This is a genomic window from uncultured Thiodictyon sp. (assembly GCF_903946935.1).
Classification (GTDB): Bacteria; Pseudomonadota; Gammaproteobacteria; order Chromatiales; family Chromatiaceae; genus Thiodictyon.
Map to the genome: position 1 here is coordinate 14,507 of NZ_CAJAXH010000201.1, position 22,593 is coordinate 37,099.

The following is a 22,593-nucleotide window of genomic DNA, read 5'->3' on the forward strand; positions in this document are numbered from 1 at the left end:
TTGCGCGGCGCTCGTTCAGCCGGGGCCGTCACCCACGGCCCTTGGCCTGGGGCCGTGTTCGGCGATCGGTGCCGGCCGGCCCAGAAAATAACCCTGGGCGCAGTCCACCCCGAGTTCGCCCAGGACCGCATAAATCGCCGCGCTCTCGACGAATTCAGCCGTTACCCGCTTGCCCATGCCATGGGCCATCTCGGTAATGGCCTTGACGAAGATGCGGTCCTCCCGGTTGGTCGCGAGGTCGCGGATGAAGGCGCCGTCGATCTTCACATCGTCCACCGGGAGGCGCCGCAGATAGGCATAGGAGGCATAGCCGCTACCGAAGTCGTCGAGGGCGAAGCGACACCCCAGTTGCCGGATCGCCTGCATCAGCTCGCTCGCCCGCACGATGCTCGCCACCGCGACGGTCTCGGTCACCTCGAAGGTGAGGCGGGTCGGGGCCACCCGCTGCTCGGCGAGCAGCCGCTCGAGATCGGGCAGCAGTGCCGGGTCGTTCATGGCACCGCCGGACAGATTGATCGCCAGTCGCAGGCGCGGGTCGCCGGCCAGGAGGCGGATGGCCTGAGTCAACACCCAGTGATCGATGGCCTGGATCTGGCCGGTCTTCTCCGCCACCGGGATGAAGCGGTCGGGAAAGATCAACTCGCCGCGGAGGTCGCGCAGCCGCAGCAGCGCCTCCCAATGCTCGATGGCGCCGGTGGCGACCGTCACGATCGGCTGAAGATGCAGCTCGAAGCGCTCGTCGCGCAGACCCTCAGCGATTTTGTCCCGCCAGGTGACCCGGGCGTCGGCCTGCTCGCGCGCCTGGTCCTCCGCCGCAAACAGGTAACAGCGTCCGCGCCCCTTCTCCTTGGCCTGGAACATGGCGAGATCCGCATTGGCCAGGATCTCTTGCGGCTCCTGACCTTGATCCGGAAACAGGGCGATGCCGATGCTGGCAGTCACCCGATGGACCCGGCCGCCCTCGCGCACCAGGATGGACCGAACCGCCGCCTGGACGCGTTCGGCAACGACCAGGGCATCGGCGTCGCTACACTCCGGGAGGACCAGGGCAAACTCGTCACCACCCAGCCGCGCCAGGATATCGCTCGGATGGATCAGGGTACACAACTGCTCGGCAACCCGTTGCAACATCGCGTCACCCACCTGATGCCCGCTCAAGTCGTTGACGTCCTTGAATTGATCCAGGTCGAGGAACAACAGTGCGCCGCGGTGGCCAAAACGCTGGGCCTGATCGAGGACACGGCCGAAATCCTCATTGAAGCGCCGACGGTTGAAGAGCCGGGTCAGCGGATCGTGGTCGGCCAGCCACACCAGGCGGGCCTCGGCCTCCTCACGGTCGCGCTGGAGCTGTTCCATACGATCCGTCAGGGTCTGGGCCGTCTCACTGAGATGGTCCAGCTCATCCGTCGGGGTCAGCCGGCCGCCGACCGGGGGCAGGCTGGAGCGCAGCTCGGTGTAACGGTTATCGGCCAACAGCGGCAGTGCGACCGCGATGCGGCTCAACCGTCCCACCGAGGACTGGGCGAGCCAGAACAGCAGTGAGCCGGACAGGATCAGGCCGCCCAGGCCCAGCAGGATGCTGATACGGGTGGCCGCGCGGATCGCCTGACGTTGCTCCGTCACCTCATTGACCACGAGCGCCGCCACCCCGGGGGCCAGGCCATCGACCAGAAAGACCTCAAACCACTGACCGCCGAGCTCCCCCAGCACCCGTTGGCCGCGGCCCGCGTGGCCCACGCGGCCCGCCAACTCGGGGGCCAGGGCGCCAATAATCGGCGCGGTCCGACTCGGATGGGTCATGGCGGAAAAGTGCGGCAGCACCGCGTCGGCGGGCGCCCCGCTGGTGTTGAACACCGCCACCTCCGCCCCGGTGAGTGCGTTGAAGGCAAGCAGCGCATCGGCCAGCGAGCGCCCGAGCACCAGGGTTCCGGCGGAGTGCCCCTGCCACAGCACCGGCGCGGCGAGAAACTGGAGGCACTCGGGCTCGCACGCGAGCACCTGGGTGACGCTGTCGTCCTTGCTGGTCAGTTCGGCCAGCAATTCCACCCCCGGGACCTGGGCGTCGGCCGGCCAGACCAGGGCCGGCTGGCCAGCCGGGTTGATCCAATAGACCGAGCGGACATCCCACTCCAGACCCAGCAGGGCGCCGTCGCTCTCCAGGCCGCGGCGCAGACGCTCGCCGAACTCCGCCGCTGGGCTTGCCGCGGGGTCCGGCCCCAGGAGCGGCACCACACTCACCAGCCGGGTCATTTCCTCGTAGTTGCGCCCGAGCAAGCCGCGCAATTGACGATCCTGATTCTCCCGCACACCCAACTGCTGAAGATCGAACTGGGCCGACGATTGCCGGTACGCCATGTACGCCAGCGTCCCATTGACCATCAAGAGGACCAGCGACAGGGCGATCAGCGCTTGCCAGCGCAGGCTCATGAAGGCCGGTCGGGTTCGATCCTGGCGTGAACTATCCATGATCGTCGATTAAAAACGCACGGCGATTTGCAACGCAAAGAGATCCCAGTCCCGCACCAGGGCGGCCGCACCATTCTCTCGGTAGGACGTGGTGTAAGTCCCCTGGTGGCGCTCGTATTCTGCGCTCAACATGACATGCGGATCGAGGTCCCAACGCACCCCAAAGGTCCATATCTTGGCGAAATAGTCGCTCGGCGGGGACATTCCACCGACCGCCGCAGACAACCGCCGACCGCTGCGATCCGTGCGATCGGTGAAGCCCTCCTCATAGCGCAGGACCAGGTCCAGGGTCGGTAGCACACGATAAGTCCCTTGCAGATAATAGCCTTCGCCGTCGGTCTTGCGATAAGGAAAGGACGCCCCGTAGCCCTGCCAACGCAAAGGCAACCGCGAATATTCAGAGGTGAGGGTCCAATGCTCCGCGTTGTATTGCGCGGACAGTATGAGATAGGTGATATCCGTCTGCCCGGCGGGTAGATCGGGTCCACTGCGCCCAGGCCGATAACGGAGGCTGGAAGTGATCCCGCTCACCCCCAACCGCAACCGCTCATGGAGCGCCGAGTACCACAGACTACCGACCCAGCTCAGCCCGTGGGGCTCGAACTTGCCGGGATAGTTGCCGCCCAGAAAGGCCCATTCGAGATTCTCATCGACCACCGGCTGACCGCTGCCCAGGGTGAGTGAAAAATCGCCGTAACCGGTGGCGGTCTCGCCGTAGAACATCACCCCGTCGGTCGACAGGACCAAGTTGCGCACCTTGTCGAAATAGACCACCTGAGGCAGGAAGATGCTGGGGCGGGTGAAGGGGACATCGCGGGTCTCATTGTAGAGCCCAAGCGGATTCTTGAGGCGCCCGACACGCACCCCGAAACGGCGCTCGACCGTCTCGGCCAGGGTCACGTCAACCAACCCATAGTCCAGCACCGGCGAGCCGTTTGCCAGGCTCCCGGCCCGCCGCGCCAGGACCTGTCCGGAGAACAGGACGCGCGGATTGAACTGATAGGAGGCGTTGAGCGCGACCTCGATGAAGTTCACCGAACCCTGTCGGGTACTGCCCAAAAAACGGTTAGCGCTCGTCTGGATCCCGGTTACGCTGGCAAAGCCATGGATCTGCAGCCGATCCCCTTGCAGCCGCTCCCACAGCGACGGCGTCCGCGCCTCGCCAGCGACCGCCACACCCGCCAGCAGGAGTAAGGGCCACAGGGCCATACGGGCAATCACGGCCATCATCAGCGGACCTCCAGTGGGCGGACAGGCGCGCCGGCTGGCACGGACTCAACATAGCCGATGGCCCCGGGGGTGGTGGCCACCCGCCGGAGCATCTCGGACTCGCTCGCCACCGCGGTTGGGACCTGGCCGGTGCCGGAGAACAGTTGCCGGTCCCATACCCGGCGTAGTTGGTAGGGGAACAGCCCCAAGACGGTGTTGGCGAAGCGGCGGTGCAGCGGATCGTCGTCCGGCAACACGAAGACCTTGACCGGCTCGCCGTTCGGCCAGGTCTTAAGCCGCAAGGTCAGGTAGAGGCGGGCCTCGTTGGTGGTGATCGTCGTCACCCCAACCCCGGGATGGACGATCACCTCCTGAGCACGCAGCGCCGACGGGGCCGACAACTGGGCGAGCAACAGGCAACTCACCGCACTTGCACAGTGCCGCCACCACGGCGCCGCTTTCAAGCGAAAGCCCCGCGGATGCCGCGGGGAAGGACCCGCGAACCACATTCATCCGTGTAAATTTTGTGCCTACTAGGCATGACAGCTCGCCTGGTTGCGACTGAGGCTGGCGACCCACCGACGCGGTCACTGAGGCCGCGCCGTGGGCATCCGTCAACCCGCCAGGCCCGCACCGGCGGGCAGTTCAAGGACCGGCCCCGCGCCGGGGCGGCCCCGGTCGACAGGATAGCCGGAATCGACCGCCGGGTGTAGTGGATACAGACGTGCGCCCGCATTTCGGCGACCATTGCGCGCGGCGCCGCGACCGACTAATGTTGCGACGCGCAATACACAGCTACACCGCTGCACCGCCCGGGGCCGCGGTCACCCAACCGGAGAACTGCCATGGGCTACCAAGCCATCTATGACCGCTCCATGAGCGATCCCGACGCCTTTTGGGCGGATGCCGCGCGCCTGATCGACTGGATCAAGCCCTGGGACCGGGTCTTAGACGACTCCACCCCCCCCTTCTACCACTGGTTCAGTGGCGCCGAGCTCAACACCTGCTACAACGCGGTGGACCGCCATGTGGCCACCCGCGGCGACCAGGCCGCGATCATCTACGACAGTCCGGTAACAAACTCAAAGGAAATCATCACCTATCGACAGTTACAGGAGCGCGTGTCGCGCTTCGCCGGGGCCTTGCAGGACTTGGGCGTGACCAAGGGCGACCGGGTCATCGTCTACATGCCGATGGTGCCGGAGGCGCTGATCGCCATGCTTGGCTGCGCCCGCATCGGTGCCATCCACTCGGTGGTCTTCGGCGGCTTTTCCGCCCGCGAACTGGCCACCCGCATCGACGACGCTCGACCGAAGGTCATGGTCGCGGGCTCCTGCGGCATCGAGCCCAACCGCGTGGTTCATTACAAGCCGTTGCTCGACGAGGCGATCGATCTCGCGAACCACAAGCCCGCGCACTGCATCCTGTATCAGCGCCCACAGGAGCCGGGCACCCTGGTCCCCGGCCGCGATATCGGCTGGGCGGAGGCGGTCGCCGCCGCGCAACCGGCCGACTGTGTCCCGGTGGCCGCCACCGATCCGCTCTATATCCTCTACACCTCCGGCACCACCGGTATCCCCAAGGGCGTGGTGCGCGACAACGGCGGTCACGCCGTGGCGCTCGCCTGGAGCATGGGCAACATCTACAACATTAAGCCTGGCGAGGTCTTCTGGTCCGCCTCGGACGTCGGCTGGGTGGTAGGCCACTCCTACATCGTCTACGCCCCCCTGCTGATCGGCGCCACCACCGTGGTCTACGAGGGCAAGCCGGTCGGCACCCCGGACGCCGGCGCCTTCTGGCGGGTGATCGAGGAGCACGGGGTCAAGGCCCTGTTCACCGCCCCGACGGCCTTCCGCGCCATCAAGCGCGACGACCCCCACGCCGAGCACCTCAAACGCTACAACCTCGCCGGCTTCCGCGCCCTGTTCCTGGCCGGCGAGCGCTGCGACCCGGACACCCTGCAGTGGGCCGAGCGCATCCTCAAGGTGCCGGTGATCGATCACTGGTGGCAGACCGAGACCGGCTGGGCCATCGCGGCCAACTGCACCGGCATCGAATTGCTGCCGGTCAAACCCGGCTCACCGACCTGCGCGGTCCCGGGCTACAACATCCAGGTACTGGACGAGGAGGGCGAGGAGGTCAAGCCCGGCGACATCGGCCGGATCATGATCAAGCTCCCGCTGCCGCCCGGCTGTCTGCCCACCCTGTGGAACGCCGACGAGCGTTTCGTCCAGTCCTACCTCTCCATCCAGCCCGGCTATTATCTGACCGGTGACGCGGGCTACCAGGACGAGGACGGCTATCTCTATGTGATGAGCCGCATCGACGACATCATCAACGTGGCCGGCCACCGCCTGTCCACCGGCGCCATGGAAGGGGTGCTGGCCAGCCATCCGGACGTGGCCGAGTGCGCGGTGATCGGCGCCGCGGACCAACTCAAGGGCGAGCTGCCACTGGGTCTGGTGGTCCTCAAGAACGGGGTGGACCGGGATCCGGCGCTCATCCGCAAGGAACTGGTCAATAAGGTCCGTGACGACATCGGCCCGGTCGCGGCCTTCAAGACCGTGGTCATCGTCCCGCGCCTGCCCAAGACCCGCTCCGGTAAGACCCTGCGCGGCACCATGAAGAGCATCGCCGACGGCAAGGAGTACAAGGTCCCGGCGACCATCGACGATCCGGCCATCCTCGACGAGATCGAGGCGGCACTGGCGGCCATCGGCTACGCCCAGCACGGCTAACGACCACGGCGCCGGCACCGACCCGAAGGTTTAACGTAGCGGGCGCCTTGGCCGTTCCCCCTCCCCGGCCCTCCCCCTCCAAGGGGGGAGGTAGAATTGGAGCGTGCTCCCGGCGCGACTTTCACGGTAAGAGCCGAGTCATTGTGCTTAACCCCGTTCCCGCGTTGGTGGCAGCGGGGATTGCTTTCCCGGCGAACAAACGATTATAGGATCTCGCCATGTCAAGAGATGATTTCGTCGATGGTGAATTTTTCAGCAAGGCGAAGGGCTTCTCTTCGCCAACCCAACGCCCTGACAGCCCCGAGCAGCATCGGTCATGGCAGGAGGCTAACCGAACCTGGTGGTCATTCAATCCGATGCGATACGACTGGCGCAGCGAGATACCTTACGCTCAGCACAGCCCAGAGTACTTCGCTGAAATCGATACCCGATTCTACAACTCGGCGCGGCCCTACATGCCATGGCGTGAATTACCCTTCGAACGCGAGATTCCTTACGCACAACTCGCATCACTTGATGTACTCGAAATCGGCATAGGACAGGGCTCCCATGCGAGCTTGATCGCACCTCGCGCCCGCTCGTTCACCGGCATCGACATTACCGAGCCGGCCGTCGAGGCGACCCGCAAACGATTCGAGCAAATGGGACTGAAGCACGCGCGCGCACTGCAAATGGACGCCGAAGAAATGAGCTTTGCGGACGCGAGTTTCGACTACATCTGGTCGTGGGGAGTCATTCACCATTCGGCGGACACGCGACGCATCCTTGAGCAGATGCACCGAGTCTTACGGCCAGGTGGACGCGCCAACGTGATGGTCTACCACCGATCATTCTGGAAATACTATGTTGCCGACGGGCTCCTTAAAGGCGTCATTCAGGGCCGTGCCCTCAAGGGCAACAGCCTCCACGACATCAATCAGTTGGCGACTGACGGGGCGATCGCACGCTATTATCGCAAGGATGAATGGAGTACCCTGGCGGGCGATCTGTTTCAGGTTGACGAGTTTCGCGTGACCGGCCTCAAGACCGACGTGATACCGATACCCGCAGGCCGCTTGAAGCGCGCCTTGGAGCGTATCTTGCCTGACGGCTTGACGCGCCTGTTGACCAACACACTGCAGTGGGGCTCTTTTCTCACCATTCACATGACCCGACGCTGACCGGAGATCATAGCTTATCTATCATGAAAATTCTGGCGCTCGTTCCTGAGGCCCATGGCGGCTTCGGCGGTATTGCGGTCTATAATCGCGATTTGATCGACGCCTGTTGCGCACTGCCTTATGTTCAAGGACTAAAGCTGCTGCCGCGCCATTTGCGCAGCACACCGGAGGACCTGCCCGCGAAGGTCGAGATAGCCTTCACGGCTGCCGCAGGGCTGGCGGCGTTTACGCGCCAGGTGGCCAAGGCAGCCATTGAGCACTACGACTTAATTCTCTGCACCCACATCTATTTGTTGCCCTACGCGCGGGCCGCCCAACTCGGTCGGCGCGTGCCGATCATCGGTGTTATTTACGGCACCGAGGCCTGGCGCCCAACGGGTCGATTACTGGTCGACCGACTTTCGCGTTCCTGCGACGGCCTGATCTCGATCTCAGAGTTCACGAGCGCCCGGTTTCGGGAATGGTCCGGTGTCGCAGCGGGGCGGGTCGGCATCTTACCGAATGCGGTCCATACCGAGACCTATGGCAGCGGGCCGAAGCCCACGCATCTCATCGACCGTTATGATCTGGCCGGCAAGCGAGTCATTATGACACTGGGTCGGCTCGATGCACGGGAGCGCCAGAAGGGCATTGATGAGCTGATCGCGCTGATGCCGCGTCTGCTTGCCGAAATGCCTGATCTTGTTTATCTGGTGGCGGGGGACGGGGACGACCAGCCACGCCTTGCCGCCAAGGTGGCCGCCGCCGAACTGCAACCCTATGTCAAATTTGCCGGTCGTATCAGTGAGGATGAAAAGGCCGATCATTACCGCCTGTGTGACGTCTACTCCATGGCGGGACGCCAGGAAGGTTTTGGCTTTGTCTTCCTCGAGGCGCTGGCGACCGGGGCGCCGGTGGTCGCGAGTGTGCTCGATGGCAGTCGCGACGCGGTGCTCGACGGAAAGCTCGGCGAGCTGGCCAATCCTGACGACCCAGAGTCGTTGCGCGCGGCGCTCGTGCGGGCACTGGCCAAGCCCAGGGGCGTGCCGACGTTGCTCGATTATTTCTCCTTTGACCATTTCGTGGAGCGCCTCGACCGGATACTGACTGCGTTTGCCCCCAATAATTTGCCCTGAAAGGCACGGCGCGCGGGCACCCGGGGTCAGGCCCAATACTCTATATTGTCGACAGACTCACTTGACATGGCCAGAGAACCGGCTATATTTCGCTTCATTCAAACAAGATTGTCGACACTTTGAATGGACGCCACCGTTGAAACCCTGCCGGAGGAGACCTCCACCATCGCTGATCGCGTGTTCGGACAGCTGCGCCTGGCGATCGTCGAGGGCGAGATCCCGGCCGGCAGCAAGATCAGCGAGCCGGAGGTGGCGGCCCGCCTGGGGATCAGCCGCGGCCCGCTGCGCGAGGCGATGCGGCGGCTGGAATCGTGCAATCTGGTCGAGCGCCGCCCCAACGTCGGCGCCCGGGTCATCACCCTCAGCAACGCACAACTGATCGAGATCTATCTGATCCGCGAGGCCTTGGAGGGTATGGCGGCACGGCTCGCCGCCGAGCGCATGGCCGCGGACTCAATCAAGGACCTCAAGGCCTTGCTGGAGCAGCACCGGCGCGAGATCGCCCGCGACGACTGGCAGGCCTATTTCCAGAAGGAGGGGGACATGGATTTCCATTACCGCATCGTGCAGGGCAGCGGCAACCAGCGCCTGATCGGCATCCTGTGCGACGACCTCTACCACCTCGCGCGCATGTACCGCTGCCAGTTCGGGATGATCAGCGACCGGGCACGCGATGCGCTCAAGGAGCATGAACTGATCGTCGATGCCATCGCCGAACGGGACGGCGAACTGGCCGAACTCATGATGCGCCGACACATCCGCGCCTCGCGGCAAAATGTCGAGCGCCGACTCGCGACCAAGACTACCAACTGACCACGGACCGACCCATGACCCAAGCGAACACCCCCGGCGCCCGTCTGCGCCAAGCCGTCAAGACCGAACGCCCACTGCAAGTGGTCGGTACCATCAACGCCTACCACGCCATGATGGCCGAGCGTACCGGCTATCGCGCCATTTATCTGTCCGGCGGCGGGGTCGCGGCCGGCTCATTCGGCCTGCCCGATCTGGGCATCACCAGTCTCAACGACGTGCTCGAAGACGTGCGCCGCATTACCTACGCGAGCCAACTCCCGCTGTTGGTGGATGCCGACACCGGCTGGGGTGGCGCCTTCAACATCGCCCGCACGGTACGCGAGATGTCCCGCGCCGGGGCGGCCGGGATTCACATCGAGGACCAGGTGGCCGCCAAGCGCTGCGGTCATCGCCCCAACAAGGCCATCGTCTCCAGGCAGGAGATGGTCGACCGCATCAAGGCGGCCGTCGATGCCCGCACAGATGACCTGGTGATCATGGCCCGCACCGACGCGCTGGCGGTGGAGGGGATCGAGTCCGCCATCGAGCGCGCCATTGCCTGTGTCGAGGCTGGCGCCGACATGGTCTTCCCCGAGGCCATCGTGGAACTGGACCAATACCGCCGCTTCGCCGCCGCCGTGGGGATGCCCATCCTCGCCAACATCACCGAGTTCGGCGCCACCCCGCTCTACACCACGCAGGAACTGGGCGAGGCCGGGTGTTCACTCGTGCTCTATCCGCTCTCCGCCTTCCGCGCCATGAACCTGGCGGCGCTCAACGTCTATCAGGCGATCCGCCGCGACGGCACCCAGGCCAAGGTGGTGGACACCATGCAGACCCGCATGGACCTGTATGACTATCTCAATTACCACGGCTTCGAGCAGAAGCTCGATGCCCTGTTCGCGGCGGACCAGGATCAGGAGTAAGAAAACCGGCGTTCGGTCCGCAAATGAACGCAAATATGACCGGGGCGCTCCCGGGCCGAGCACGCACTGCGGATGGTTAGCGACCAGTGTCGCCCCCACTCGCACAAAGCCGCGCCCATACACGAGGCCCAGCGCCTTTATTTATTTGCGTTCATTTGCGTTCATTTGCGTTCATTTGCGGACAATAATCCCCTGCATCATTACTGAACCATAGAGAGAAACCAGCATGGCCGAGCAAGAGAGCACATTGCCGAAGGCGAAAAAGTCAGTCGCACTGTCCGGCACCGCCGCCGGTAACACCGCCGTCTGTACCGTCGGGCGCACCGGTAACGACCTGCACTACCGTGGCTACGACATCATCGATTTTGCCGACCACGCGGAATTCGAGGAGATCGCCCACCTCCTGATCCACGGTCACCTGCCGAGCCGCCCCGAGCTGGTCGCCTACAAGCGCCGCCTGCGCGCCATGCGCGGCCTGCCCGCCGCGCTCAAGACCGCACTGGAACAGCTCCCGCCCTCGGCCCACCCGATGGACGTGCTGCGCACCGGCACCTCGCTGCTCGGCACGCTGGAACCCGAGAAGGAGTCGATGCCCTATGCCGGCGCCCGCGCCATCGGCGACCGCCTGATCGCCTGCTCCGGCTCCATGCTACTGTATTGGCATCACTATGCACACCACGGCCGGCGCATCGAGGTGGAGACCGAGGACGACTCCATCGGCGGGCACTTCCTGCACCTGCTGCACCAGCACACCCCATCCACCGCCTGGGTGCGCGCCATGCACACCTCGCTCAACCTCTATGCCGAGCACGAGTTCAACGCCTCGACCTTCGCGGCGCGCGTGGTGGCCGGCACCAACGCAGACATCTATTCCGCCATCACCGGCGCCATCGGCGCACTGCGCGGACCCAAACATGGCGGCGCCAATGAGGTCGCCTGCGAGATCCAACAGCGCTATACCACAGCCGAGGAGGCCGAGGCCGATATCAAGGCCCGCATGGAGCGCAAAGAGATCGTCATCGGCTTCGGCCACCCGGTCTATACGGTCGGCGATCCGCGTAACGAGGTCATCAAAGGCGTCGCCCGGCGGCTGTCCGAGGGCAACCAGGACTCGCGCATGTTCGAGGTCGCCGAGCGGCTCGAGACCGTGATGTGGGACCTCAAGCACATGTTCCCCAATCTCGACTGGTTCTCCGCCGTCGCCTACTCGCAGATGAGCATCCCCACCGCGATGTTCACGCCCATCTTTGTGATCGCGCGGATCACGGGCTGGACCGCCCACGTCATCGAGCAGCGCCAGGATAACAAGATCATCCGTCCGAGCGCCAACTATGTCGGCCCGGAAAACCGCAAATGGGTGCCGCTCGACCGGCGCTAGACGGAGCGGACTGAAGCACCCGTGACACCGCGGCGCGGTGTCACGCGGCGGCTGCACTCGCGGCTCCAGCCCATCCCGGCGACCGCTGGCGGCGAGCCCCTGCGGGCTTGGCTGGCCGCGGGAAAGGCGTTGTCAAAACCCCCCTCGGATTGGGTGCCGTGGTGGCCCGATTGCGACTGCGTCCGCGAGAAAGCCGCAGCCCGTCAGGCCCGCCTGGCCTCGACCTCGCGCGCTGGCGCCCCGCAAGAAACGCCACAGCGCAAGTGTCGCGGATTGACCGCCCCGCGGGCGGCGCGCTATCTTACACAGTCGGCATCGCCGGATCGCCGCTCGTGTGGCCCTGTCGAGTCTCGTTATGCACCATGGGCCAGCGCTCCGCGGCACCATCGCACGCTTGATCCCAGGCCCAGCAGTGCGTTTTTCGATCGTCAGCCGTCGGCAATATGCACTGCCCCGATGATTCTCACAGGGACCTCTTCGATTAAGATGAAGCCATGCGCCGCTTACTCATCGCCCGTTTGAGTCTGGACGGCCGGCCATTCCTGGGCTTGGCGCTGCTGCTGCTATGGGTTTGGTGTGGGGTCGTATTGGCCTACGCGTGGCTCGGCGGCGCCTATGGAACGATCACGACCTTCACCTTGCCGCCACTCCCTATTGTCCACCAGGAAGGTTGTGCCTATCTGGTGAAACAGCTACCCAGGCCGGGCGGCTGGCCCTTGATCGAGTGGATGAGCGATACCCGTTCCACCGCCCATTCGCAACTGGTGCTGAGTGAAAACGGCAGGCCGCTGCCCAATCCGCACGCCACTGACGCAGAGATTGTCCGGTCCGGACCCGGCGGCTACTCGCACTGGCGCGAAGCCCTCTTATTCTCTACACCGGATTGCAGCGACCCCCGCACCAATGGCCGGCGCTATACTGCCGCAGCCCCCTGGAGCCCATCCGGTCTGGGCTACGCATTGGCATTTCTGCTCTGGGGCGCGGTCGGCTTCGCCTTGGCGGGCGGCTGCATCGGGGCGGCGGAGGGCACCGCCTGGTGCCGGATTGGCCGCGGCCTGTTCAATCGACTCTTTTTTCCCTTGGACCTCACGCGGCGCCCATGGCTCGCGGCCGCCGTCGCCCTGGCACTCCTGCTGTGCTGTTGGGGTCTGCTGGCCTGGCGCTGGCGCAACGGTTGGAGTGTCGACTTGAGCGTGGCCGGTTTTTTTCCGATCAGCGACTCCTCGGGCTATTGGCGCTGCGCCAACAGCCTGCTTGACTTCGGCCGGCTGGACCCCTGGTGCGAACGCCGCGCCACTTACCCCACTTGGCTGGCCGGTCTGAACCTGCTCGGTGGGCGACACCTGCTCACGACCCTGGCGCTGCAGGCAGCAGTCGCCGCCGTGGCCATCTTCACCCTGGTGCGACGACTCTCGCCGCTGGTCCCCGGCGTCGCGACCCTGGTAGCCGCCGTCCTGCTGGTCGCCTACGCGAGCGTCGATCTGTTCCCGTTGACCATGACGGAGAACGCGGGTCTCATTTTCGGTTGCCTGGGCCTCGCCTTGTTGCTGCGCGCGGCCGATGAGCGTTCGCTGCCCTGGCTGGCCGCTGGCGGCGCCATGCTGTCGCTGGCGCTGAACGCCCGGGCCGGGGCCTTTTTTGTCCTGCCCGCACTGGTGCTGTGGGCCGGTTGGATGGCGCATGCGAGTCGCCGCCGCAGCTGGTGGTGGGTACTGGTTACCGTGCTGGCGATCCTGGCCGGTTTTGCGTTGCAGGTGGGATTGGTGCGGGCGATCGGCGGGGACCTCGCCGCCTCGCATGGCAACTTCGCCTACACCCTCTATGGTCTGTCGGTCGGCGGTAAGGGGTGGTCTCAAGTACTGATCGACCACCCCGAGTTGTTTGCAGTGGGTACCGATGCCTCGCAATCGCATGCCGTCTTCGGCCTGGCTTGGTGCAATATCACCCGGCAACCCACGCTGTTTTATGAGGGCCTCGCGGCCAACCTGAAGGCCTTCGTCGCCGGCGGTACCTATGGCTTTTACCGCCTGGATCACGCGGCAGCGGCCGTACGCTTGTGCTGGTGGTTCGCGTGGCTGCCCCTGCTGTGGCGCTATCGCGATCCGCGCTACCTAATGATTGCGCTCCTGTCGTTGGGCATTCTGGCCTCCGCCCCCTGGCTGCTCGGAGACGGTGGACCCAGGGTCTTCGCGGCCACGGTCGGGGTGGATGCGCTACAGATCGCCATCGCCATCGCGGTCTTTGCGCAACTCGTGGCGTGGCTGGGCGGGGCCAAGCCAGTGACCGAGCAGACGCCGCCGGTGCGCCGCTCGGTCCTGGAGCCGATCGTTGCACTGCTGGTCCTTGGTATACTCCTGCTACCGTTCACCCCGTTGGCGCGGCTGGCGGCAGCGCCGCGGGTGCCCTTTAACGGGTGCCCAGAGGGCCAGCAGGCCGTGGCGACCCGGATGAACCGCGGTGGCAATATCTCGCTCAGTCTCGTCGAGGACGGCCGGTCGGCCGATTTCCTACACGGCGAAGTCGCCCGCGAAGCCTTGTTGCGCGGCATCCGCACGCACACCTGGTGGCGAGCGGATGTGGCCTCCTTTACCGGCGGGGCACTGTTTCATGCCGATCAACTTGGGGCGAACGATGCGGCGGGGGCGCAGCATTATGATGGTTATGCCGATACGAGCCTGGCGCGCTACGATGGCAAGCTCTTGGGGCTCTGTCTCGACCCTCATGACAGCAAGACGCTCTTCGGTGTGCCCTATTTCAGACTAAGATCCCTAACGCAGTTGGAGTGAGCGCGTGACAGCTTTCGAGACCTTCAGGCAGGAGGCCGCTGACTACCTCGCGGCCCGCCGGACCTTTTGGGGCCAGGTCAGCCGCAGCCCGGCCTCCTCCTGGGGCGGTTATTACCGTTCCCGGCTGTGTACCGTTTACCGACACCTGATCCCAGAGGGCGCGCGCGTGCTCGAGATCGGCTGTGGCCGCGGTGAACTACTCGCGGCGGTGCGGCCGGCGGTCGGCGTCGGCATTGACTGCTCTCCCGAGATGATCGAGCAGGCGCGCTTGGCGCACCCCGGGCTGCAATTCGTCGTGGCCGATGCCCACGCGCTCACGCTGGATGCCCAAGCCTTTGATTACGTGATCCTCTCCGACATCGTCAACGACCTCTGGGACGTCCAGTCCATGCTCGGCGAGTTGCGCCAGTTCTGTGCCGCGCATACCCGTTTGTTATTCAACTTCCACAGTCATCTGTGGAGCCTGCCGCTCGGACTGGCGCGCCGACTGGGCCTGGCGACCCCCAATCTCCCGCAAAACTGGCTGACGCGCCATGACGTGGCCAATCTGCTCGAGATTACCGGTTTTGAGCCATTGCGGGAGTGGGAAGAGGTGCTCGCCCCCCTGCGCGTGCCGGTCATCTCCGAGCTGGCGAACCGCTATCTCGCCAAGGTCCTACCCTTCCGCTGGTTCGACCTGGCCAATCTGATGGTGGCCCGTCCCTTAGGCAAGGCGATTACGCCGCAGCCGAGCGTATCGGTGGTGGTGGCAGCGCGAAACGAGTCCGGCCATATCGAGGAACTGATGGCACGCATCCCGGAGATGGGCGGGGGTACCCAGATCCTATTCGTCGAGGGCAACTCCACGGACGACACCTATGAGGCGATCGCGCGGGCCATTGCCCGCCACCCCGAGCGCAATTGCTGCCTGCTCAAGCAGCCCGGCAAGGGCAAGGGCGATGCGGTGCGTACCGGCTTTGCCGCGGCCACCGGCGACATCCTGATGATCCTGGATGCGGATATCACCGTCCCACCCGAGGACTTGCCGCGTTTCTACGCGATCATGGCCAACGGCCAGGCCGAGTTCGTCAATGGCGTGCGGCTGGTCTATCCGATGGCCGACGAGGCAATGCGCTTCGCCAATCTGGTCGCCAACAAGTTTTTCTCCTGGGCCTTCAGTTGGCTACTCGGTCAGGCGATACGCGACACCCTGTGCGGTACCAAGGTGCTGTGGCGCAGCGATTACGAGCGGATCGCCCATAATCGCTCCTATTTTGGCGACTTCGATCCGTTCGGCGACTTCGATCTGCTGTTCGGGGCGGCGCGGCTCAATCTCAAGATCATGGAAGTGCCCATCCGCTACCGGGCGCGTCGGTATGGCGAGACCAATATCTCCCGCTGGCGTCACGGCTGGCTGCTGCTGCGGATGGTGGCCTTTGCCGCCCGTCGCATCAAATTCGTCTGATCTGGAGCGCTGCGATGATCGGCCACCTGCTGCAACACCCGCTCACCCGCGGACTATCGCTCGACGATCCGCGCACGACCCTGCTGCGGCGTCAGATCATCGCCTCCAAGCCATTCCTGAGACGCCTCTATGCCGAGTGGTATGCGGATCTCGCCGACGTGGTGGGAGAGCGTCGTCAAGTGTTGGAACTGGGCTCTGGTGCCGGTTTCTTCAAGGAGGTCTGTCCGCAGGCGATAACCAGTGAGATCCTATTGACCCCGGGCGTCGATCTCATTGCCGACGCCTGCGCCCTGCCGTTCGCGGATGCCTCGCTCGATGCGATCACGATGACCGACGTCTTTCACCATATTCCAGATGTCAGTCATTTTCTGACGGAAGCCACCCGCTGCGTGAAACCAGGCGGCAAACTCGTGATGGTGGAGCCCTGGAGCACCCCCTCGTCGAAGTGGGTCTATTCCCATCTCCACCCGGAGCCGTTCGAGCCCGCGGCCGGTTGGGAGATTCCGTCCAGCGGTCCCCTGTCGGGGGCCAATGGGGCACTCCCCTGGATTGTCTTCCAGCGCGACGCGGCGCTGTTTGCGCAGCGCTTCCCGCGCTGGCGCATTGCCCGTATCCGCCCCATGATGCCGTTCGCCTATGTGCTGTCCGGCGGTGTCTCACTGCGCGCGGTGGTGCCCGGCTGGCTGTATCCAGCGGTACGAGCCATGGAATCGCGGCTACGGCAGAACCGGTGGGCCATGTTCGCCCTGATCGAATTGGAGTTAGGCGAATGAGTAAGCGCCGGTTGGCGATCAGGACGTCCATTCTGGTCAGTTTCGCACTGAGCGCGCTATTCCTGTGGCTGGCATTCCGCCAAGTCGATCTCGGCGGACTCGTGCGGACCTTCGCTGCCATTTCACTGCCCCCGGTGTTACTGAGCGCGGTCGCCTTGGCCGGCAGCATGGTCCTGCGTGCCCTACGCTGGCGCTTGATCGCTGGCCTGCCGCGAGATCGGCACCGGCCGTTCGCGCGTGCGACCTACCTCGGTGTGCTCGTCAATCTGCTCCTACCGGGTCGGGTCGGGGAGTTTCTGCGGGTCGTGACACTGGCCAGGCTCACTGGCTCCACCCTCGCGCTCCCTCTTGCCAGCGCGGTGATCGACCGACTGGTCGATGTCGTCGTCCTGATCGCGTGCGCGGGCGGACTCTATTTCGCCCTGCCGCTCGACCGGGCGCTGGATGAATGGCTCATCTATCTACTGATCGGCACGGCCGTACTCGCCGCCGCCCTGCTGTTTTTCGTGAAAGGGGCCCGATTCTGGGAAGAGCGTGTGGCGACATTGACTGAACGCTGGCTACAGCGCTGGTCCCTGCGTCCGGATGTATTCCTGTCCGAGCTGCGGCACGAGCTCCATGGGCTGTTGCGCGGTTGGATGACATTGGAGGTCGCGCTGGTCGCGGTGGTGATCGTGGCGTGTGACTATCTGGCCGTCGGCTCACTCTTCCTCGCCTTCGCTATCCCGCTCTCTCTGGCCGCACCGCTACTGGTCTTGGTCTGCCTGGGGGCAGGGTCCGCACTGCCGTCAGCGCCCGGCTATGTCGGCATCTACCAGGCCGCCGCCGTCGTCGCCCTCGCCTTCTTCGGTCAGCCGGCGGAGTCCGCCATTGCCCTAGCGACGATCTTGCAGTTGTTGACCCTCGCGGTTGCCCTACTGATGAACGGGCGCGGTGCCATCGGGATGGTTAGGCAGGCCCGCCCACAAGTCACCGATTCGTCGCCCGCCCTATCCGGCGGCGAACGCCCAGTCAGTTGAGGTGTAGGCCGCCTTTCAAGGCGACCTACATTTACGCAGCCAGGTGGCGTTATGACGCACGATCCGTTCATAGAATCTTAGAACATACGGATTGCAGCACTACCCCGCCGCACATGGCATTATTGCCTCCGCCGACGCCGCGTCTAACTCCCCGCATCCTAACGGATCGGAACGCTATGCGTTGTAAGCCGCGTAGTACTGAGAGAGACCGGCATACCACATCGCGTAGTCTGCATATAAACTCGCAGTCGTCGCGTAACTGCTACCATAGACATAGGAATACACCGAATAGAGATAGGCATAGTACTGCAGCTGATATGCGGTTTTCGCATAAGCCTCCATGCCACTCCCTATTGGAGCATAGTACCATGCATAAATAAGATCAACGTACGTATTATAGGCATTGGTATATGCATAAGACTTGTACGTTGAGTTATTATAGACAACCCCCAGGGTGTTATAGTAGACAAACGAGCCTTGATGGTTGGTTGAGTTGAGCAATTGCGCGAGGGTTTGATCCCGGGTAGCCCACGCGGCAGGCGAACTAAGCAAAGCCGTCAATGCGATGACGGCTGCGGCGACATAGGACTTCATGGTTTTCATCGCGTTCTCTCCATTTCTGTTTACTTCTGTTGTTTGCCTTTGGCAGCGTCGCTACCACCCGGCGTGGGTCCACCCGCTCCCATTGAAGGGAACATTACGTCGTACTCCTCTTGCGGCATGACACCAGACAAGTCTGAAGCAAGTTCAGCCTGTGCCTGACTCATCACGCGCATCAGAACCTCGGGGTCTGGGCGCTCCGGATCGGTTTCAGCCGCGATTCTGTTACGCACGTCTTCCGAGTTCCGCTGAAATATCGCATCGATCCGTTCCCTTGTTTCCTTTGGAACAGCGTCCTGTGCGGCCGGATTTCGCCCCTGGCGTAAGCCGTCAGCTCTTGGCAGCGGCGGCGGGATAAAGGGTGGTGGCACCGGCGCTACGCCCGGGGGGACGCTCGCCGCCACCGAACGGACTGCCGATTGACGGCGAATTGACGCATCCAATTCCGCGACCTGCTTGGATAGGGGGGCCAAGGCCTCTCGCAACGCGGTGACAACGGCCGCAGTTTCCGGTTCCCCCGCGGGCGCAGGCGCTCGCGCCAGCGCCGCCGTAGTGCTAGGCGGCGTTGGCTGGCTAGCCAAGTTAGCCCGCAAGCTCTTCAGCTCCTGAACCAGATCGTCACTGGATCTCGTCAATGCCGCCGCCTGTCGCGCCATGTAGACTCCCGCTCCGCCGATCCCCAGGGTGGCGAAAACCCCAACTCCAAGCATAAAAATTTTCAAATTAGGGACATTTTCTTGCGACACAGCAACCCTCCGATGTTGATGTTGACAAACCCGCTAAACTACCACCACTAGGCAAGATTTAAGGAATAAGTGTAGCCACACATTACAAAATGTCAAGCAGCGATAACATTTAGAAATTCGTAGTTTTTCAGTTTGGTCACGGATGCAAGCAACTGAATCAAATAACAGTGCCGCGCCCTCTCGCACCGGGCCTGCCCTCACCGTCCGCCTTTGAGAAATTCGCCGCCACCCGAGGGTCGACCTGCATCTGCCGACCACCGACGGGCCAACCTTCATCTTGAGCCGTCGCCGGGTCTGCTGGTCATGAGGTCGGATCTTCAACCCAGTCACCGAACAAGGCGCGGATGACGGCCGGCCCCTGGACCTCGGGGACATAATGCGCCAGGGCCGCTGCGGCGGCCGCCATCGCCATCGCTGGATAGTCGTCCAGCCGATCGATTGCGCGGGTGAGGGTTTGTTGCCACTGATGGGCCGGCGCAATATACCCGGTTTCCCCGTCTCGGATGGCGCCCCGCAAGGTGAAAGTCGGTGAGGCGATACTGATGGTACCGACGGCTGCCGCCTCGAACACTTTTAATTCAGACTTGCAATTAGTAAAGGCATTGTCCTGCAGCGGGACCACATTGATTTCAACCTGACCGATCAGCCGCTGGAGATCAAGTATGTTTTGCATCGGAAAGACCTCGACCCGATCGCCGAAGCAGGCAAACCGCTCGTCGATCTCCAAGAACCCGACAATCCGCAGAACAATGCGTGGGTCGACCGCCATGAGACCTGATAGGGCGTCCGCCATGACGGCAAAATCACGACGATGGGTGGCTGAACCGCTAAAATAGCCCACATGGATGCGCCCATCGCGTGCAAAACCCGCGGATCGCTTACTGTCGAGAATGCGCGCAGAGTGATCCAGTTGTGAGCGATTCATGAAATTTGGCACGATGGCCGTCGGCAGGTCGCAAAAGTCGCGAACCCGCTCCGCGAGATATTCATTGGTCAAGATGGCGCCGTCGCATAGCCTCAGCAAAGCGCCGTAACGACCCAGATCGGCAAACCAATAGTCCAGGTCCGCATCGACGGTGGCGTTGCCAAGGTGATTCAATATCAAATGCACATAGCGACTATCGAACACCAGGTCGTCGATATCGAACAGCACCCGCCGGCCGCGGGCGTGCGCCCGCGCAACCAATTGCGCAAAATCAACTGAGTATTTGGCGTGGCAGATAACAATCACGTCGGCCCGTTCGATGATCGCGTCACGGTGGCACAGTTCATCGCGGAAAAACCAACTTGCACCCACGGCATGGTTGGTCGTCTCGAGGGCCTCGACCATGTTCATGACCCGATAGCGGAAGGTGGCCATGTTGGGGTACGGATAGACATAGGCGACATGGCGCGACCCCTGACTCAGTCGATCCAACCGCTCCGTAAAGGATTCAGCCCAAGGGGCCACATAATTGCTGGCAGCGACATTCGTCAAGAACATCTGTCAGTATCCCGCCAGTGCGCCAAGCGCCAGCGCGAAGGCCACCGCCCAATCCCGATCAATACGCGTAGCCAGGTCGTTCGCCTGCCGCTGCGGTGCGCCTGCCGCCAACTCCGCCGCCCGTCCCAGCGCCGCGACGAGGTGCTCTACGGACGGCTCGACACACAGGATATTGGCGCACTCGGAATCGATGCTGTGGCGGCGCTCATGGTGATTGGTGACAACGACGGCACCGCTGGCAACAAATTCAGATGATGGATAGCTCGGGCGTGGTGTGCAACTCAATGACAGAGCGACATCGGTCCGGCGCATCAGTGCCGCATAGTCTTGCCAAGGCAGGGCTTCAGCGATCGTTGGCGCTATGCCGCCGGGCAGCGCGATGCCAGGGATGGCTTTTCCGATGATGTGCACATCCCATTCCGTGGCGGGGAAAAATCCACGTTCCAGTGCGCCCGCCAGCGCCTCGAGTCCCCGCAATAACAGATGGTGTGGATGGTTCGGTCCAGCATAAAGCACAAAACACCGTTTGCCGCCCGGAGGTCTGGGCTCTCGATAGTAGAGTGTGCGCACAAAGGCCGGTTCGAAAGCGATCCCGTTGGCGGCCACCCCCGTCATTCCTTCGGCCACCAGATGTTTAAGTAGCACGGCGCTGTCGACGACAAAGCGTATCCGCGCGTCGCACAGGATCTCACGGCAGCGAAGCCGCTCTTCTCCCGCGGGGTAAAACACCCGTTCATCGTCTTGCACCAGATAGATAATGCGTGATGGATCGAAGCTCTGCAGCGCCGCCCAGGTGGTCTGCCAGGATGTCGTGGCGATGAGTTCATGGTCGGCGACGCCGAGTTCGCGCGTCACTGTGCCGATCGGGGCATAGTCGAAGTCGATATTGTCGTGGTAGCTAACCCCATGCGCGGCCAAAACGGCACCCATCGTCGAGGGTTCCGGTGGTCTGTGCCGGGTGACCCAGCGCAGCCGCAGGCCCCGGTGCCTTGCCAGCGCGACCGCGAACAGGATCGCCGTGGCATCCGCCCCGAATTGGCTGGCAGCGTCGAGCGAGTCGGTCAAGACCGTCAGCCTGCGTGTCGCGGCAGGGTCTGGGTCAGGGTAGGTCACGAGCGGCGCAAGGTCCGGTAAGGCATCGAACAATAGACCTCGTACGGATCGATCGGCCTTCGCATCGTCGCCAAGTTCCCCCGCGGACGCCGCGTCGCTCGGTGACTCTTCCGCGATGCGCCACGGCAACCTGCGGGCAAGTTTCAGCAGGCCCAGACGAGCGAGATATTCCGGGTCGCGACGCCACACCCCCACCGCGATCCGCAGGGATCTCATGAGCCACCAGGATAACGACCCTCTCATTTCAGAATTCCTCGTTCATGGGGTGCGGCACTGGTTTAGCTTGATTGCGGTATATGCAATAGATTATAAGAGGCTGTCTAAGAACCATTTTGAGATAGAGGCTTACTTATCGGGGTCCCATTTGTTATCACAACATAATTCATTTAACCAAGAGCATACCGCGTGTTGGACATTTCAAAGAACGATTTGACTCGGGCAACGTTCCCCTGCAGGGCCTCGATCATCGTTCCGGCCAAATCGGGGCCGGAGTCCAAGGCTTCGGCCTTGGCTGGACAGGACCAAGGCTGAAGCCTTGGACTCCCGAAGCAGGCCGCTGGCCGGAACGATGATCAAGGCCCCCTGCAGCCTCTTGAGCGCATTGAGCAATTTCCTATTTAAGTCATGCTTTGTATATATGGGCTGCCGTCCGACTTGATTTTCTTTTATCTCCTGCCAGACTTGTTCCGCTGGATTGTATTCAGGCGAGTACTTAGGTAAAAAATAGACGCGAATTCGTTTGCGATTTGCTCGTACATGGTCCCTAACTGCTTTTGAATGATGGAAGCTAGCGCGATCAACAAACATAACGAGCGGCCGATCTCTACCCTCAAGAACGTCGTCAA

At 63.3% G+C, this 22,593-nt stretch carries 18 protein-coding genes; 10 read left to right on the plus strand and 8 right to left on the minus strand.

Features of this window, described 5'->3' with window-relative positions; translation table 11 throughout:
• Nucleotides 1-15 precede the first annotated feature (15 nt).
• Genes QZX93_RS16795 through QZX93_RS16805 form a run of 3 tightly spaced genes read right to left on the minus strand, consistent with a single transcriptional unit; the run spans nt 16 to nt 4,100 of the window.
• Entirely contained in the window at nt 16-2,427 is a 2,412-nt protein-coding gene (locus QZX93_RS16795; protein WP_295387809.1) for an EAL domain-containing protein, read from the minus strand.
• Nucleotides 2,428-2,475: 48 nt separating this feature from the next.
• Nucleotides 2,476-3,696: a TonB-dependent receptor gene (locus tag QZX93_RS16800; protein WP_295387812.1), complete on the minus strand. Its 1,221-nt coding sequence runs from the start codon at nt 3,694-3,696 to the stop codon at nt 2,476-2,478.
• Entirely contained in the window at nt 3,696-4,100 is a 405-nt protein-coding gene (locus tag QZX93_RS16805) for a hypothetical protein (protein ID WP_295387815.1), read from the minus strand. The genes QZX93_RS16800 and QZX93_RS16805 overlap by 1 nt, the downstream gene beginning before the upstream one ends.
• A 420-nt stretch (nt 4,101-4,520) precedes the next feature.
• On the opposite strand from QZX93_RS16805, the gene QZX93_RS16810 reads away from it, so the two are divergent.
• The 10 genes from QZX93_RS16810 (at nt 4,521) to QZX93_RS16855 (ending at nt 17,806) form a co-directional block, all read left to right on the plus strand.
• Complete coding sequence (locus tag QZX93_RS16810; RefSeq protein WP_295387819.1) at nt 4,521-6,413, plus strand: propionyl-CoA synthetase; 1,893 nt, start codon at nt 4,521-4,523, stop codon at nt 6,411-6,413.
• Nucleotides 6,414-6,631: 218 nt separating this feature from the next.
• Nucleotides 6,632-7,573: a class I SAM-dependent methyltransferase gene (locus tag QZX93_RS16815; RefSeq protein WP_295387823.1), complete on the plus strand. Its 942-nt coding sequence runs from the start codon at nt 6,632-6,634 to the stop codon at nt 7,571-7,573.
• A gap of 23 nt (nt 7,574-7,596) precedes the next feature.
• A complete protein-coding gene (locus QZX93_RS16820; RefSeq protein ID WP_295387828.1) occupies nt 7,597-8,688 on the plus strand; it encodes a glycosyltransferase family 4 protein in 1,092 nt (363 codons plus the stop codon).
• Between the two features lie 123 nt (nt 8,689-8,811).
• Complete coding sequence (locus QZX93_RS16825; RefSeq protein WP_295387833.1) at nt 8,812-9,501, plus strand: GntR family transcriptional regulator; 690 nt, start codon at nt 8,812-8,814, stop codon at nt 9,499-9,501.
• A gap of 14 nt (nt 9,502-9,515) precedes the next feature.
• Nucleotides 9,516-10,406, plus strand: coding sequence for a methylisocitrate lyase (gene prpB, locus QZX93_RS16830; protein WP_295387837.1), 891 nt, complete (start codon nt 9,516-9,518; stop codon nt 10,404-10,406).
• Between the two features lie 226 nt (nt 10,407-10,632).
• Nucleotides 10,633-11,784 carry a 2-methylcitrate synthase gene (gene prpC / locus QZX93_RS16835; RefSeq protein WP_295387841.1) on the plus strand — a complete coding sequence of 384 codons (1,152 nt, stop codon included), beginning with the start codon at nt 10,633-10,635 and terminating at the stop codon, nt 11,782-11,784.
• Nucleotides 11,785-12,278: 494 nt separating this feature from the next.
• Nucleotides 12,279-14,570, plus strand: a complete 2,292-nt coding sequence (locus QZX93_RS16840) for a hypothetical protein (protein ID WP_295387846.1) — start codon at nt 12,279-12,281, stop codon at nt 14,568-14,570.
• Nucleotides 14,571-14,574: 4 nt separating this feature from the next.
• A complete protein-coding gene (locus tag QZX93_RS16845) occupies nt 14,575-16,014 on the plus strand; it encodes a glycosyltransferase (protein WP_295387851.1) in 1,440 nt (479 codons plus the stop codon).
• A gap of 14 nt (nt 16,015-16,028) precedes the next feature.
• Complete coding sequence (locus QZX93_RS16850) at nt 16,029-16,787, plus strand: class I SAM-dependent methyltransferase (RefSeq protein ID WP_295387855.1); 759 nt, start codon at nt 16,029-16,031, stop codon at nt 16,785-16,787.
• Nucleotides 16,784-17,806: a lysylphosphatidylglycerol synthase transmembrane domain-containing protein gene (locus QZX93_RS16855; RefSeq protein WP_295387858.1), complete on the plus strand. Its 1,023-nt coding sequence runs from the start codon at nt 16,784-16,786 to the stop codon at nt 17,804-17,806. Before QZX93_RS16850 ends, QZX93_RS16855 begins: the two co-directional genes overlap by 4 nt.
• A gap of 174 nt (nt 17,807-17,980) precedes the next feature.
• On the opposite strand, the gene QZX93_RS16860 is transcribed toward QZX93_RS16855, so the two are convergent.
• The 5 genes from QZX93_RS16860 to QZX93_RS16880 all read right to left on the minus strand — a co-directional run.
• The gene (locus QZX93_RS16860; RefSeq protein ID WP_295387861.1) at nt 17,981-18,409 is read right to left on the minus strand and encodes a hypothetical protein; all 429 of its coding nucleotides are present in this window, start codon (nt 18,407-18,409) and stop codon (nt 17,981-17,983) included.
• Nucleotides 18,410-18,429: 20 nt separating this feature from the next.
• A complete protein-coding gene (locus tag QZX93_RS16865) occupies nt 18,430-19,152 on the minus strand; it encodes a hypothetical protein (protein ID WP_295387863.1) in 723 nt (240 codons plus the stop codon).
• A 301-nt stretch (nt 19,153-19,453) separates the two neighbouring features.
• Nucleotides 19,454-20,635, minus strand: a complete 1,182-nt coding sequence (locus tag QZX93_RS16870; RefSeq protein WP_295387865.1) for a glycosyltransferase — start codon at nt 20,633-20,635, stop codon at nt 19,454-19,456.
• 3 nt (nt 20,636-20,638) lie between these two features.
• Nucleotides 20,639-21,964: a hypothetical protein gene (locus QZX93_RS16875; RefSeq protein WP_295387868.1), complete on the minus strand. Its 1,326-nt coding sequence runs from the start codon at nt 21,962-21,964 to the stop codon at nt 20,639-20,641.
• 201 nt (nt 21,965-22,165) lie between these two features.
• On the minus strand, nt 22,166-22,593 hold a 428-nt coding region (locus QZX93_RS16880; RefSeq protein ID WP_295387871.1), incomplete at its 5' end, for a transposase.